The following is a 13,006-nucleotide window of genomic DNA, read 5'->3' as shown; positions in this document are numbered from 1 at the left end:
TTGCGGGTGATCTCGAAGTGAGAGTGTGGGCGTAGATCAACTTACCAACCGGCCAAATGTTCCTCGCAGAAGTTGGCCAACAGGAATTCGGGTCGCTTGGGAAACATGCAGTGCAACGGCATCGACAAAGTTGAAAGCCCTGTGCGGATCAAACAGATCGGCATACGCGACGCCTTTGTTGTCGGTGCCAACATGCGGCGCATCCGTTGCTTCAAGAACGATCTTGTCCGCGCCGACGGCGCTGATGATTTGCGTCACGAAGCGAGCTGTTTCCTCGGGTTGAATGCAGGTGCGATAGCCGGGCCCCTTGAACCACACGTTGCCGCGGACCCTGGCTTCGGCAAGTAGCGCGATGTAAGCGGGCTCGGTGATGTCGCGCTCACGGTGACAAGTGCCCAGATGATCGATGACGACCCGCACAGCGCGAGGGATTTGGCGCAATACCCGCAGATTTGTCTCGGCTTCTTTTGCATAGATGTGCAGATGCTGGTGCGGTTGCAAGCGGCCATAAAACGCCAACCACTGCTGATCGCTGAATTGCCTGTCGGAAACCGCTTCCGGCGGTGCATCGTGCAGAACGATCCGCGCGCCCACTATTTGAGGGTGCGAAAGGCGTTCGTGAGTGGCATAGGCAGGTTCTGCCTTGATCGTCCCCACTAACGTGACGCCCCCGTAGCGCTGAGGGTCGGCCGCCTGGAGATTCCTGAGTTCGGCAAATGAAGCGAATACGTTTTCCGAGTCCGGCAAGATACTTAAATGGACGTTATTAAGAAGCGCCGGTGCAATACCAACATCGATCAACTTATCCAGATAAGCCGTCAGCGAGTGTGGCTCTGGTAATGCATAGGGCTGCGAACCGGACACTCGGCGCAGGTCTTGCGAAGTAAAAAAATGAACGTGACTGTCGGTTCTTTTGATCAACGGCAGCATGATTATCGCTTCCTGCTTTTGTGCGAAAGACAATAATCGGCGGTAGTGCTTCGTTGCTCCCGTCAACTCGACGGGTACTATCAAAATTCCGCCATGCGCGTTTTTTGGGGCAGTAACGTCTCGCTCCCCTTTCCTACAAAAAACCCATCCTAGGACTTTTCCCTCAACCCGCGTCGACTCCCATGAACTGGCGCTCCCTCCCCACCGCCGTTACCCTCTTCCATTCCTGCCATCCAGCGGACGGTCTGGCAGTTGAATCGCTGTGAATGTTTACCCACGGAGCTCCATCATGAAGAAAATCACCCGGCTCACGCTGGTTGGCCCGGCCTCGGCCGATGCGCTGACCGCCAGTCCTGTCGCCCCCTCCACTGCCACCCCACGCTGCGAGATGCCAAGCCGACGCCGGCGGGCGTTGCCGCTGAATCAGTTGCTAAGGGTGCGAGACGATGTCGACACGCTCACGCTGCTCAACCATGCCAGCGAAATCCTCGATTCTCTCGCGGCCATCAGCGCTACGTTTGCCGATGAGTTCGACGGTTCGAAATATCATGTGGCGGTGGCGATAAAGCAATTGAGTGCGATGGCGGAGATGCTGGTTTGCCGGGCTCGGGACAATCTTGATCCATCGGCTGCCGGGCCGGAAACCCGCCACTGAGCCGGTAAGACGCCTTGATTTCCAAGGCCTGGTGACCGCGTTGTCAGCCACCCATCGAGATGAATTTTTATTCACTGCTCCTGCGCGGCCAACCCTTGTACAGTCCTCTCGCTCATTCAAGAAACTACGGTTCGCCCGCGCTCCTGCGGGCTTTTTTTTGCCTGGAAGAAAGTCCCTTCCACGCCCCGGCTTGCCGTCACCTCGTGATTGCGCGACTCTGCGAGCAGATTCCTCGCTCCGGAGCGTCCGATGCCGCTGTTGACCCTGCCCTGCGAGCGCCTGACGCTTGCGATTCTCAATCCGGATCAGGCTGAGCTGGAAAGCGCGTTCTATCAGCGCAATCAGCGTCACCTGGCGCCATGGTCGCCGATTCGCACGACTGAGTATTTTTCCACCGAGCAGATTCGTCGACGCCTCGATATTCAGGCCAGTGCCTTCGAAGCCGGGCTGGCGATGCATTTCGCGCTGTTGACGCTGGATGGTCAGCAGATGATCGGCGCGTGCAATTTCAGCGGTCTGATTCGTGGGGCGTTTCAGGCGTGTTATCTGGGTTATCACCTGGATGAAAAACATCAGGGGCAGGGTTTGATGGCCGAGGCGCTGGAGGCGGGCATCAGCTATATGTTCGATACGCAGAACCTGCACCGGATCATGGCCAACTACATTCCCGGCAATGAGCGCAGTGCGCGGCTGCTTGAGCGTTTGGGTTTCGAGAAGGAAGGCTACGCCAAGGCGTACCTGAATATTGCCGGGCGCTGGCAGGACCATGTGCTGACGGCGCTGGTCAATCCGCTGTTCGAAACGCCGGACAAGCGCTGGTCGCGGCGACTCGGCTGAGTGTTTGTTCACGCCGGCTCAAAACCGGCAACGCCAGCCGCGCCCATCCATAGAACGCCAGCGCTGTCAGTAAACAGGCGAGCCAGACGAAGATGCCCGCCCACAGCGTGTGGGACATGTAGTGCCAGCCTTGCAGGACGCGGGTGGTGCCATAGATGAATCCCAGCAGCAGCGAGCCCCACAGGATGGCCTTGGAAAAACGCCACTGATAGCGGCGCGCGACGAAGTACAGCGCCAGCATGGTGAATCCGCCCGAGGCGTGACCGCCCGGCCAGCAACGACCACTGCCCGCCTCGCGAAAGAGCTGGAAGTTTTGGTACCACTCGATGTGCGGCATCTTTCCGCCGTACAAGGTGGTTTCGATCGGGCAGTACACGCTGGTGTGGGATTTGAGGAAATGGATCACACCGGTGCACACAGCAAAAGCGACCACGATAAAGAGAAAATCCCTACGGTGTTCTGCGCAGAATCGCAGCAGTGGTGCGACTTTGCTGCGTTGCAGAAATGCGCCGAGGCGTGGGCGCTTTTGCGGGTTTACCAGCGGCCAGATCACTGAGAGCAGCGCACCGATCAGGGCGATTTCTGCCGTCCAGTCGGGAATGATCCTCGCCCATTTATGGGTGAGTTTTTCGAAGAAGTGGATCTTGTCGATCGGGAACGTATGGGTCTGCGGATCGAACAGCAGGTTGCTGATCGCGATGTCGATACCGGTCATGTCGAACATCAGGAACACCAGCGCTGCGCAGAGCAGTGGAATGCCGAAGTTGTACGCGTAGAAACGAGATTTCATCGGGTGGTCACCGTGCGCCAGTCGGAGGCTTCGATAAAACCGAGCATTTTTGGCGCGGCGGTGTTGGCAGCAGAAACGAACAGAGACGCGCCGTAATCTGGGTTTGAGGTCGGTACTTTCAAGTCTTTTTCAATTTGCGCCATGCACTCGCTGTGCGTCACCAGGATCAGATTGCGGCCCGGCACTTTGTGCGCCAGCGCGTCTTGCAGCATTCGTCCGCGGCAGTTGATCAGCCAGTCATCACCGCTGGCGGCGTGGTTGAACATATAGCCGGCGGTCTGCACGGTGCGCATCGACGGGCTGTTGTAGACGTCGGCGTTGCTCAAGCCCAGTTGCTCGAAACGCGCGCCGACCGCGACGGCGACACTGCGCGAGCGCTCGGTGATACCGTCGTGGCCGCTCAGGCATTGCGCTCGCGAGTGATCGCAGCGCTCGACGTGGCGCACCAGGGCGATCACGTCGCCTTGGGCCCACTGCTGGGCCAATGCCTGCGCGCCGGCGACGTTGCCGTGCGCCAGGTCCGGCACCGCTGTCGGCGCCAAAAACCACAGGGTCAGCGGGATGACCAGTATGGATGCGGCCAGCACCACCCAAGTGTCGCGAAAACGCGCCAGTATGCGCAGATCGATCGCGCGTTTGACGCCGAACAGGTTCAGTCTCAATTCCACAAAAAGCCGCCTCGCCGCAATGCATCTGCTGTTATCCGATGCGGCGAAGGTACCGAGCCCGGCGTCGGCGGCCGGTGAAACCCATGTGAAAAAAGTCTTGGCAGCGGGCGCCCCGTACCGCAGGACAAAAAACCTTTCAGCTCTCGGATTTGCGGCCGATACAGTCCTGCTTACACCCCTGCTGGCTCAAAAGAACAACAATCTTCCAGCTTAACTGACGACCAAGAAACCCAACGTTTCTGGAGGATTATTGATGAATAGCTGGTTCGGCAACATCAGCGTGAACATGAAACTGGGCCTGGGCTTCGGCTTGGTGCTGGCCCTGACGTGCGTTTTGGCCTTGACCGGCTGGACCAGCCTCGGCGGGCTGATCGACCGCAGCAACTGGATGAGCGACATCACTCAGCTCAACAGCGGCCTGACCAAACTGCGCGTGGTGCGCCTGCAATACATGCTGACCAATGGCGATGAAACCGCCGCGCAGAACGTGCAGACCACGCTTGATGGTTTCGCCGCTCAGCAGCAAGCGCTGATCAGCAAATTCAAGAGCCCGGAAAACGTCAAACTGCTCAAGCAGCAGGCCGCGACCATTGCCGAATACCAGACTTCGCTGAACAAAATGCGTAACGCCTATCGCACCGGCAACAGCGCCCGCGACAGCATGAGCGCCAGCGCCGCGACCGCGTATGAATTGATCGAATCGATCAGCCAGCGTGTGCAGCAGATGGAATTGAGCGAGCAGCGTTTCGAACAGTTCCAGGCGATCACGGCGGCCAAGGAAGCGTTCATCCTCGCGCGCTACGAAGTGCGCGGCTACACCGCCACCAGCAATGCCGAAACCGAGCAGAAAGCCGTCGGCCAGATCGATGCGGCGCTTGCCAGCCTCAAGCCACTGAACAGCTACTTTGCGTCGACCCAGCAAGACGCGCTGCGTCAGCTGGAGACCGCGCTGGTTAACTACCGCAGCTCGCTGATGGCGTTCAAGAATGCCAACAGCGAAGCGGTGCAGGCGCGTAAGGAAATGACTGACCAGGGCACCACCATCGTGTCCCTGAGCGAGCAGCTGTATCAGATTCAGCTCGACCGTCGTGACGTCGAAAGTGCTCAGGCCCGCACCTTTCAGTTGATCAGTACCCTGCTGGCGTTGCTGGTGGGCGTGATCGCTGCGGTGATCATCACCCGCCAGATCACTCGTCCACTGCAAGAGACCCTGGCCGTGGTCGAGCGCATCGCCAGCGGCGACCTGACCCAGAACGTGACCGTCACGCGTCGCGACGAACTCGGCGTGCTGCAACAAGGCATTGCGCGCATGGGCGTGACCCTGCGCGACTTGATCAGCGGCATCCGCGACGGCGTGACCCAGATCGCCAGCGCGGCTGAAGAACTGTCGGCCGTGACCGAGCAGACCAGTGCCGGCGTGAACAGCCAGAAAGTCGAGACCGATCAGGTCGCCACCGCCATGCACGAAATGACTGCCACCGTGCAGGAAGTCGCGCGCAACGCTGAAGAGGCTTCGCAAGCCGCCGCTGCAGCGGACGGTGAAGCCCGTGAAGGTGACAAGGTGGTGAATGAGGCCATCGCGCAGATCGAGCGTCTGGCCACTGAAGTGGTGCGTTCGACCGAAGCGATGAGCGTGCTGCAGCAGGAAAGCGACAAGATCGGCAGCGTCATGGACGTGATCAAAGCCGTGGCTGAACAGACCAACCTGCTGGCGCTGAACGCCGCCATCGAAGCCGCCCGCGCCGGTGAGGCCGGTCGTGGTTTTGCTGTGGTTGCCGATGAGGTCCGTGGTCTGGCCCAGCGGACGCAAAAGTCCACCGAGGAAATCGAAGGCCTGGTTGCCGGTCTGCAGAACGGCACCCAGCAAGTCTCTGCGGTGATGAACAACAGCCGCGCGCTGACCGACAGCAGCGTCGCCCTGACCCGCAAGGCCGGTGCGTCGCTGGAAAACATCACCCGCACGGTGTCGAACATCCAGTCGATGAACCAGCAGATCGCTGCCGCTGCCGAACAGCAAAGCGCCGTGGCCGAAGAAATCAGCCGCAGCATCATCAACGTACGCGACGTCTCGGAACAGACTGCCGCAGCGAGTGATGAGACCGCCGCGTCGAGCGTTGAACTCGCGCGTCTGGGTGGTCAGTTGCAGCAGATGGTCAGCCACTTCCGCGTTTGATCGTGAGCCTTCGCTGAGGCGGAAAACCAATCGCGAGCAGGCTCACTCCTACAGGTACGGTGTCGTTCACAGATAATGTGTTCACCTCGATAACTGTAGGAGTGAGCCTGCTCGCGATGGCGTCGTGTCAGGCAATCCGATGCTGGCTGACACACCGCAATCGCGAGCAGGCTAGCTCCCACAGTTTTTGAGTCATCCATAGATGTTGTGTACACCTCGATACCTGTGGGAGCGGGCTTGCCCGCGATGGCGTTGTGTCAGGCGATTCGATGCTGGCTGACACTGCGCTATCGCGAGCAGGCTCGCTCAGTTTTTGAGTTGTCCACATTCAGCGGCTTCACGCCGGGTACCCGGTAATCTTCCGAATGCTCTGATACAGCGGTTTAAGCTGCCGATACATGCGCAGATACACCTCTGCATACAGTCGCTGATAAACCTGCCGCGCCTCAGGTTGTGGGGTGAACACTGCGCCCACGCGGGTCATCGCGGCGATGGCGCTGGGGAAATCGGGATGCAGGCCCAGCCCTACTGCACAGCAGATCGCGGCGCCGAGGCCGGAGGCTTCGTAAACGTGCGGGCGCTCGGCCGGCAGGCCGAAGATGTTGGCGGTGAGTTGCATCGCCGCATCACTTTGCGATCCGCCCCCGGCCACGCGCAGGAGCTTGATCGAGACCTTCGAGCGTTTCTCGATGTTCTCCATGCCTTGGCGGAGCGCATAAGCCAAACCTTCCAGAATCGCCCGGTATATATGCGCGCGAGTGTGCACATCGCCGAAGCCGATCATCGCGCCTTTGGCCTCCACGCCCGGTTCGCGAATGCCCGGCGACCAGTAGGGTTGCAGCATCAATCCCATCGACCCCGGCGGCACCGCATTGACCAGCGCGTCGAACAGTTGCTCGGGCTCGATACCCTGCTCTTGCGCCTGCTGCATTTCGCGCAGGCCGAACTCGTTCTTGAACCAGCCGACCATCCAGTAGCCGCGGTAGATCATCACTTCGCAGTTGTACTGATCGGGCACTGCCGAGGGGTACGGCGGGATCAGCGGGACGATTTCCAGGTAACGTGAACGGGTGCTGGTGATGGTCGCCGTGGTGCCGTAGGACAGGCACACGGTGCTCGTATCGACCACGCCGGCACCGAGCACTTCGCAGGCCTTGTCGGCACCGGCGGCAATCAGCGGCAACCCTTCGGGAATACCCGTATGACGGCTGGCTTCAGCGCTGATGTGGCCGAGGGTTTCGCCGGGCTTGTGCAGGCTCGGCAACTGTTCGGGACGCACTGCCAGCGCCTGCCATTTCCAGTCACGCGGCGCCGCCCACTTCAGCCGCTTGAAATCGAACGGCAGGTAGCCGACGCAGCAGCCCACCGAGTCGACAAAGCGCCCGCAGAGTCGATAGCTGAGAAACCCTGACAGCAGCAAAAATTTGTCGGTCGCCGCCCACACTTGCGGCTGATGCCGGGCAATCCAGTTGGCCTCGGCCTGGGCGCGAAAATAGTCGACGGTGGCTTTCGCGCCGACCAGTTTGAGCAGCCAGCCCCACGGCCCTTTGATGCTGCCGGCAACTTCGCTCTGGCGCTGATCGAGCCACACAATTGCCGGGCGCAGCGGTTTGCCATCGGCATCAAGATTGATCACCGTGCCGCGCTGCGTAGTCAGGGAAACGCCGACAATCTGCGCACGGTCGATCCCGGTCTGCTGCCAGAGTTGCTGACACGCCTCGCCGAGTTTCGCCCAGTAATAGTCCGGATGCTGCTCGGCCCAGCCCGGTTGTGTCGAGTAATACGCTTGCAACTCGACCTTGCCCTTGCCGAGCAGATTGCCCTGCAGATCGAACAGCAGCGCGCGCACGCTCTGGGTGCCGTTGTCGATCGCCAGCAGGTATTTTTGAGCCGTCATGGCGTGACCTCCGGCAAGCCATGATCGCGTTGCCACAGCAAACGATAACGCTGGTTTTCCGCCTGCCAGCGCTCGTCGTTCCAGGCCAGGCGCGGCTGGCAGAGCGTGCGGATCGCGGCGAAATGCTCCTCGCCACCGCGCGCCAGCAACAGCCCCAGACGAGTGCGACGCAGCAGCAAGTCATCCAGATGCAGGACCATTTCCGCCTCGCAGGCAAACGCCAGTTCCGCCCACAACGTATCCGTTGCGCCGACCGTCTCCGGGCCGATTTCGGCTATCAGTTGCGCCAACCTCGGCAGATCCCGGCCATGGCGCCCGGCCAGGCGTCGCCATTGCTGCGGGCTGAGGCCAGGAATCGACGAAGGCTGCACTGCAGCGAACACCGGCGCGGCGTCATCCTCGAAAGGACGGCCGAGCATGTCGGCGCAGGCCTTGAGCACCTCAATCGCTTGCGGGCGAAACGTGGTCAGTTTGCCGCCGGCCAGGGTGACGCAGCCCGGCTCCTGCCACAGCACGTGTTCACGAGTTTCGTTCGACGGTTTGCCCTGATGCTCACCGGCAGCGCCGACCACCGGACGTACGCCGGACCAGGTCGACAGCACATCCGTCGCCGTCACTTCGGCAGCGGGAAAGGCTTGCGTGCAAGCGGCCAGCAGATAGTCGATTTCTTCGCCGCTGATGCTCGCGCTCTGATCGAGATCTTCACGATGATCGAGATCAGTGGTGCCGATGACCGTCGCGCCTTCCCACGGGAAAACGAACACCGGCCGGCGATCGCGCGCATGCAGGAAGGTCAGCGCCTGCGCCACCGGCAAACGCCAACCCGGCAACGCTAAATGACTGCCGCGCAGCGGGCGCAATTGCCGTGGCGAATCGCTTGGGCGCAGGCGCTCGGCCCATGCCCCCGTGGCTACCGCGAGCACAGCGCAGCGCAATTGCAATGTCTTGCCCGACTCTCGATCTTCGACTTCAACGCCACACACCCGCCCGTCTTCACGCAGCAACTGCGCCACGCGCAAACCATTGAGCACCACCGCGCCATCGGCGCGCGCCTCGCTCAATACACGCATTACCAGCCGGGCATCGTCGGTCAGTGCGTCGACGAAACTGGTGCCGCCGAGCAGATCATTTTCCTTCAGCCCCGGCACGATAAAACGCAGCTGCTGTGAGTCATGAAAATGATGGCTGCGGCGCCCGGCCAAGGCGTCGTAAACACTCAGCAAGCCACCGAGCACACGCGGGCCGGGAAAGCCGCCGCGATAGTGCGGCATCAGGAAACTCATCGGCTCGACCAGCCCCGGCGCCTCGTCGAGCAGGCGCTGGCGTTCACGCACCGAATCGCGGGTCAGCCGCCACTGGCCCTTGGCGATGTAGCGCAAACCGCCATGGACCATTTTCGAAGAACGACTGGAGGTGCCCCAGGCAAAATCCCGCTGCTCCAGCAACAGACAGCGCCAGCCACGCCGCGCCGCTTCACGCACTATCCCGGCGCCACTGATGCCGCCACCGATCACGATCAGATCCCAGCGTTCGTCCGCCAGGGTTGGCAGCATCTGCTCGCGCCATGCGACGTTCCAGTTCTCATTCACGGCAGTCATTCCGGCAGCAACGTGCCGGGATTGAGGCGCCCGGCCGGATCGAAATGTCTGCTTAACGCCTGCAAGGTTTCCACCGCCAGCGCGCCCTTCTCGCGCAGCAGATACGCCGCGTGGTCCTTGCCGACGCCGTGCTGATGGCTGATCGTGCCGTGGTGGGTGACGATGGTTTGACTGGCCGCATGTTTGAGCGCCTGCCAGCGCGCCAGCGTCGCCGGGTAATCCGCCGCCGGGCGAAACACGTAAGTGGTGTAGATGCTCGAGCCTTCGCCGTAGACGTGGGACAGGTGGGTGAACACATGCACGCGCTCGCCTTCACCGGCCAGGGCGTCGCGCAGGCTGTTTTCGATGAGGTTGAGCAAGTGGTCGACGTTGCTCCAGTCGGTCGCGGTTTCCAGGGTGTCGACCACGTAACCGGCGTTCCACAGGTTCTCCCGCAGGTAGGGAAAACGGAAGCGGTTCTGCGCCCACTTCTTGCCGAGCAAGGTGCCGGTGAACACACCGCCGAACGCTTTGAGATTCTGCCGCGCCTGGCGCAACGACAGCGCGTTCTGCTGACGATTGCCGGTCACGCCGAAGGTCAGCAGGCATTTGCCAGCCCCAGCACCGCGCAGGCTCAGGTACTTTTCCAGCCAGGCGATCTGCTGCGGATGACCGGCCAGGGCCAGTTGCGTTTCGGTTTCCACCGCGTTGGACAGGCGCAGCATCGACAGCGGCACGCGCGCCTGGGCCAGTTGGCGAATGGCGCCGAGTGCCTGCGTCCAGTCCGGCAGGAACACGCCATAGAAACGTTCATCGGCAGGCAGCGCACTGACGCGCACCTTGACCTCGGAAATGATTCCGAAACGGCCCTCGCAACCGAGCACGATTTCGCGCAGGTCCGGGCCAGCCGCCGAGGCTGGAAAGGTCGGGATCTGCAGCGGCCCGGCGAAGGTCTCCAGCGTTCCGCCGGCAAACAATTGCTCGATGCGCCCGTAGCGCAACGACTGCTGGCCACTCGAGCGACTGGCGACCCAACCGCCCAGCGTCGACAGCTCCCACGACTGCGGGAAATGCCCCAGGGTATAGCCGCGCGCACGCAACTGACTCTCCACTTGCGGCCCGCTCGCGCCGGGGCCAAAAGTCGCCAGCAGGCTCTGTTCGTCGAGGTCGGTCAGGCGGTTCATTCGCGCCAGTGAAACGGTCAGCACTGGCCGCGCCGAATTCGGCGGATTGATGTGCCCGGCCACCGACGTTCCGCCGCCATAAGGTATCAGGCACACATCCTGCTCCTCGGCCAGTTTCAGCAACTGGCGGATGGCGGCGGCGCTCTCCGGAAATGCCACGGCGTCGGGATAAACGCCCAGCGTGCCTTCGCGCAGCGCCAGCCAGTCCGGCAGACTTTGGCCGCGCGCATGCAGCAAACGCTCATGGGCGTCGATGCTGTACAGGGCGTGCGCCGGCAACCGCGAGGCGGGCACCCGGGCCAGCGCGGTGTCCAGCGAGGCGTCGGGCAGCGCGCGGCCCTCGCCCACTCGCTGCGCAAGAAAACTTGCGCCCTGCGCTGGTAACTCGACCACCGTGGTTGCGTCTCCCCAGCCGTTCCAGCGTCGCATGCGTGTGTCCTTATGGGCCGTCGAATCAGTGCGGCTTCAAGTCCTCATACTAGTCAGCGGCGCCAGAGTGTCACGGTCGTATCCGGCCAATCGGGGTAGCCAATTGAGTCAACCGGCGTGCCAGATACGGTCATTTACTTTCGCCGGGGTTTCACCGTACCTTTCGGCCATCCCTTCGCTCAGGCGTTGCTCAAAGGAACGCGATCATGCAATCGCTCGGTTTCACTTCGGTTCCGCCGCTGCTCAAGTACCTGCGCCATGCCGGGCAACTGGGCATGGCCATTGAGCCTGCGCTGGCGGCGGCCGGGTTGCAGACGCAGCAGTTGAGCGACAACAGCTTGCGCTTGCCGGGCGAGGCGCATGAGCGTTTGCTCGACTATTTCTGCGAGCATTCCGGCGATCCGCTGTTTGGTCTCAACGCGGCGAATTTCGTCCTGCCCAATTCCTGGAGCGTGCTCGGTTACATCACCATGAACTGCGCGACGCTGGGCGATGCGATGAGCCGGATCATGCCGTTTGAAAAACTGGTCGGCGACATGGGCGTCAGCCGCACCGAAATGCGCGACGGTCAGGTGCATTTGATCTGGGATTGCCGCCATCAGCGCCCGCGAATCCGGCGGCATCTGGTGGAAAACGTGCTCGGTTCGTGGCTGCACTATGCGCGCTGGATTGCCGACACGCAGCTGTCGCCGGCCGCTGTCTGGCTGGAACACTCCTGCCCGGCCGAGGTGACGCCGGCGCAATACCAGAGCTTCTTCGGTTGCCCGGTGTTGTTCGATCAGCCGTATTCGGCGTTGATCGTGCCGCTGGCCTATCTGCAACTACCGTTGCGTCAGGCCGATGCGCAGTTGTTGCGTACTTTGGAGGAACACGCGCTGGGCTTGCTGGCGACACTGGAGGACGCGCCGCTGGCGCAGCAGGTGAAAAACATTCTGCGCGGTCTGCTCAAGCAGGGCTTGCCGCGCAAGGAGCAAGTGGCCGAACAGCTGAATGTGTCGCTGCGCACCTTGCAGCGACAGTTGCAGCAGGCGGGGACGTCGTATCAGCAGGTGCTCGATGAGTTGCGGCAAGAGCTGGCGGAGCATTATTTGCTCAACAGTGATTTGCCGATTCAGGAGATTGCCCAGTATCTCGGGTTTACCGAACCTCGGTCATTTCACCGGGCGTTCAAGAGCCGACGAGGGATGCCGCCGGGGGAGTTTCGGCAGATGCATCGGCGGTGATGGGTCGGTCCTTTTCGCTAGCAGACTCGCTACCACGGTTGATCTTGGTTGGTCGCGAGTTTGGTGTTTACCCCGTTTCCCCTCACCCCAGCCCTCTCCCAGAGGGAGAGGGAGCCGACCGGGGGTTGCTCGAACGATGCGCCGACCTGCAAGAGCGGCGGTGAATCCACAATCGACTCGATTTTTCAGGTCGGTGTATCGCGCAAGACACCTCGGTCAGTCCCCTCTCCCCCCGGGAGAGGGCTAGGGTGAGGGGCTTTTCACGCCTCAGAGACTAATCGCATTGGTAAACACCAGCCGATTGCCAAACGGATCGGCAATCGTCATGTCCTGGCTGCCCCACGGCATCGCCTGAATCTGCGGGTGTGAAAACGTGTAGTCCCTGGCGATCAGTTGCTGCTGAAAAACCTCCAGCTCATCGGTCTCGATGCGCAGCGCCGAACCCGGGCACGCGTCGCCGTGATGCTCGGACAAATGCAGCACACAATCGCCGCGCGACACCTGCAGATACAGCGGATAATTCGCTTCGAAGCGATGCTGCCAGTCGATCTTGAAACCGAGAAAATCGACGTAGAACTCAACAGCTTTGGCTTCATCGAAGATCCGCAGGATCGGGGTGGTTTTGCCGAAGCTCATGGGGTGC

The 13,006-nt window shown here is 61.4% G+C and carries 11 protein-coding genes and 1 pseudogene; 5 read left to right on the top strand and 7 right to left on the bottom strand.

Annotation, left to right across the window (positions count from 1 at the left end; all coding sequences use genetic code 11):
* Nucleotides 1-36 precede the first annotated feature (36 nt).
* Nucleotides 37-930, bottom strand: a complete 894-nt coding sequence (locus BLU52_RS02110) for an amidohydrolase family protein (RefSeq protein ID WP_090281315.1) — start codon at nt 928-930, stop codon at nt 37-39.
* Nucleotides 931-1,219: 289 nt separating this feature from the next.
* On the opposite strand from BLU52_RS02110, the gene BLU52_RS02105 reads away from it, so the two are divergent.
* Both BLU52_RS02105 and rimJ read left to right on the top strand, forming a co-directional pair.
* On the top strand, nt 1,220-1,585 hold the full coding sequence (locus tag BLU52_RS02105) for a DUF6124 family protein (RefSeq protein ID WP_090281312.1): 366 nt from the start codon (nt 1,220-1,222) through the stop codon (nt 1,583-1,585).
* Between the two features lie 249 nt (nt 1,586-1,834).
* On the top strand, nt 1,835-2,422 hold the full coding sequence (gene rimJ, locus BLU52_RS02100; RefSeq protein WP_090281309.1) for a ribosomal protein S5-alanine N-acetyltransferase: 588 nt from the start codon (nt 1,835-1,837) through the stop codon (nt 2,420-2,422).
* On the opposite strand, the gene BLU52_RS02095 is transcribed toward rimJ, so the two are convergent.
* The gene (locus BLU52_RS02095) at nt 2,370-3,212 is read right to left on the bottom strand and encodes a phosphatase PAP2 family protein (RefSeq protein ID WP_090281306.1); all 843 of its coding nucleotides are present in this window, start codon (nt 3,210-3,212) and stop codon (nt 2,370-2,372) included. The two genes, rimJ and BLU52_RS02095, sit on opposite strands and share 53 nt — an antisense overlap.
* A complete protein-coding gene (gene pmrG / locus BLU52_RS02090) occupies nt 3,209-3,880 on the bottom strand; it encodes a lipopolysaccharide core heptose(II)-phosphate phosphatase PmrG (protein WP_090281302.1) in 672 nt (223 codons plus the stop codon). The genes BLU52_RS02095 and pmrG overlap by 4 nt, the downstream gene beginning before the upstream one ends.
* Before the next feature lie 253 nt (nt 3,881-4,133).
* On the opposite strand from pmrG, the pseudogene BLU52_RS27205 reads away from it, so the two are divergent.
* Together BLU52_RS27205 and BLU52_RS27200 are read left to right on the top strand one after the other, a co-directional pair.
* Nucleotides 4,134-5,147, top strand: a pseudogene (locus BLU52_RS27205) (methyl-accepting chemotaxis protein); the annotation flags it as partial.
* A 42-nt stretch (nt 5,148-5,189) separates the two neighbouring features.
* A complete protein-coding gene (locus BLU52_RS27200) occupies nt 5,190-6,053 on the top strand; it encodes a methyl-accepting chemotaxis protein (protein ID WP_408003552.1) in 864 nt (287 codons plus the stop codon).
* A gap of 337 nt (nt 6,054-6,390) precedes the next feature.
* Here the strand turns inward: BLU52_RS27200 and BLU52_RS02080 are convergent, their stop codons facing one another.
* From BLU52_RS02080 to BLU52_RS02070, 3 genes are read right to left on the bottom strand one after another with little or no spacing between them, the layout of a single operon-like run.
* A complete protein-coding gene (locus BLU52_RS02080) occupies nt 6,391-7,950 on the bottom strand; it encodes an FGGY-family carbohydrate kinase (protein ID WP_090281295.1) in 1,560 nt (519 codons plus the stop codon).
* Nucleotides 7,947-9,548: a glycerol-3-phosphate dehydrogenase/oxidase gene (locus tag BLU52_RS02075; protein ID WP_408003547.1), complete on the bottom strand. Its 1,602-nt coding sequence runs from the start codon at nt 9,546-9,548 to the stop codon at nt 7,947-7,949. The genes BLU52_RS02080 and BLU52_RS02075 overlap by 4 nt, the downstream gene beginning before the upstream one ends.
* Complete coding sequence (locus BLU52_RS02070) at nt 9,545-11,140, bottom strand: FAD-binding oxidoreductase (protein WP_090281290.1); 1,596 nt, start codon at nt 11,138-11,140, stop codon at nt 9,545-9,547. Before BLU52_RS02070 ends, BLU52_RS02075 begins: the two co-directional genes overlap by 4 nt.
* Nucleotides 11,141-11,346: 206 nt before the next feature.
* Here BLU52_RS02070 and gliR point away from each other — a divergent pair, with 206 nt between their 5' ends.
* The gene (gene gliR, locus BLU52_RS02065; protein ID WP_090281288.1) at nt 11,347-12,363 is read left to right on the top strand and encodes an AraC family transcriptional regulator GliR; all 1,017 of its coding nucleotides are present in this window, start codon (nt 11,347-11,349) and stop codon (nt 12,361-12,363) included.
* Nucleotides 12,364-12,630: 267 nt separating this feature from the next.
* Here gliR and BLU52_RS02060 read toward each other — a convergent pair whose 3' ends face one another.
* Complete coding sequence (locus BLU52_RS02060; protein ID WP_090281285.1) at nt 12,631-12,999, bottom strand: glyoxalase superfamily protein; 369 nt, start codon at nt 12,997-12,999, stop codon at nt 12,631-12,633.
* Between the last annotated feature and the right edge of the window lie 7 nt (nt 13,000-13,006).

Origin of the sequence: Pseudomonas granadensis, from assembly GCF_900105485.1 — a bacterium.
Lineage (GTDB): Bacteria > Pseudomonadota > Gammaproteobacteria > Pseudomonadales > Pseudomonadaceae > Aquipseudomonas > Aquipseudomonas granadensis.
The sequence above is the reverse complement of the archived record's forward strand: the minus strand, read 5'-3'. Positions and strand labels throughout refer to the sequence as shown.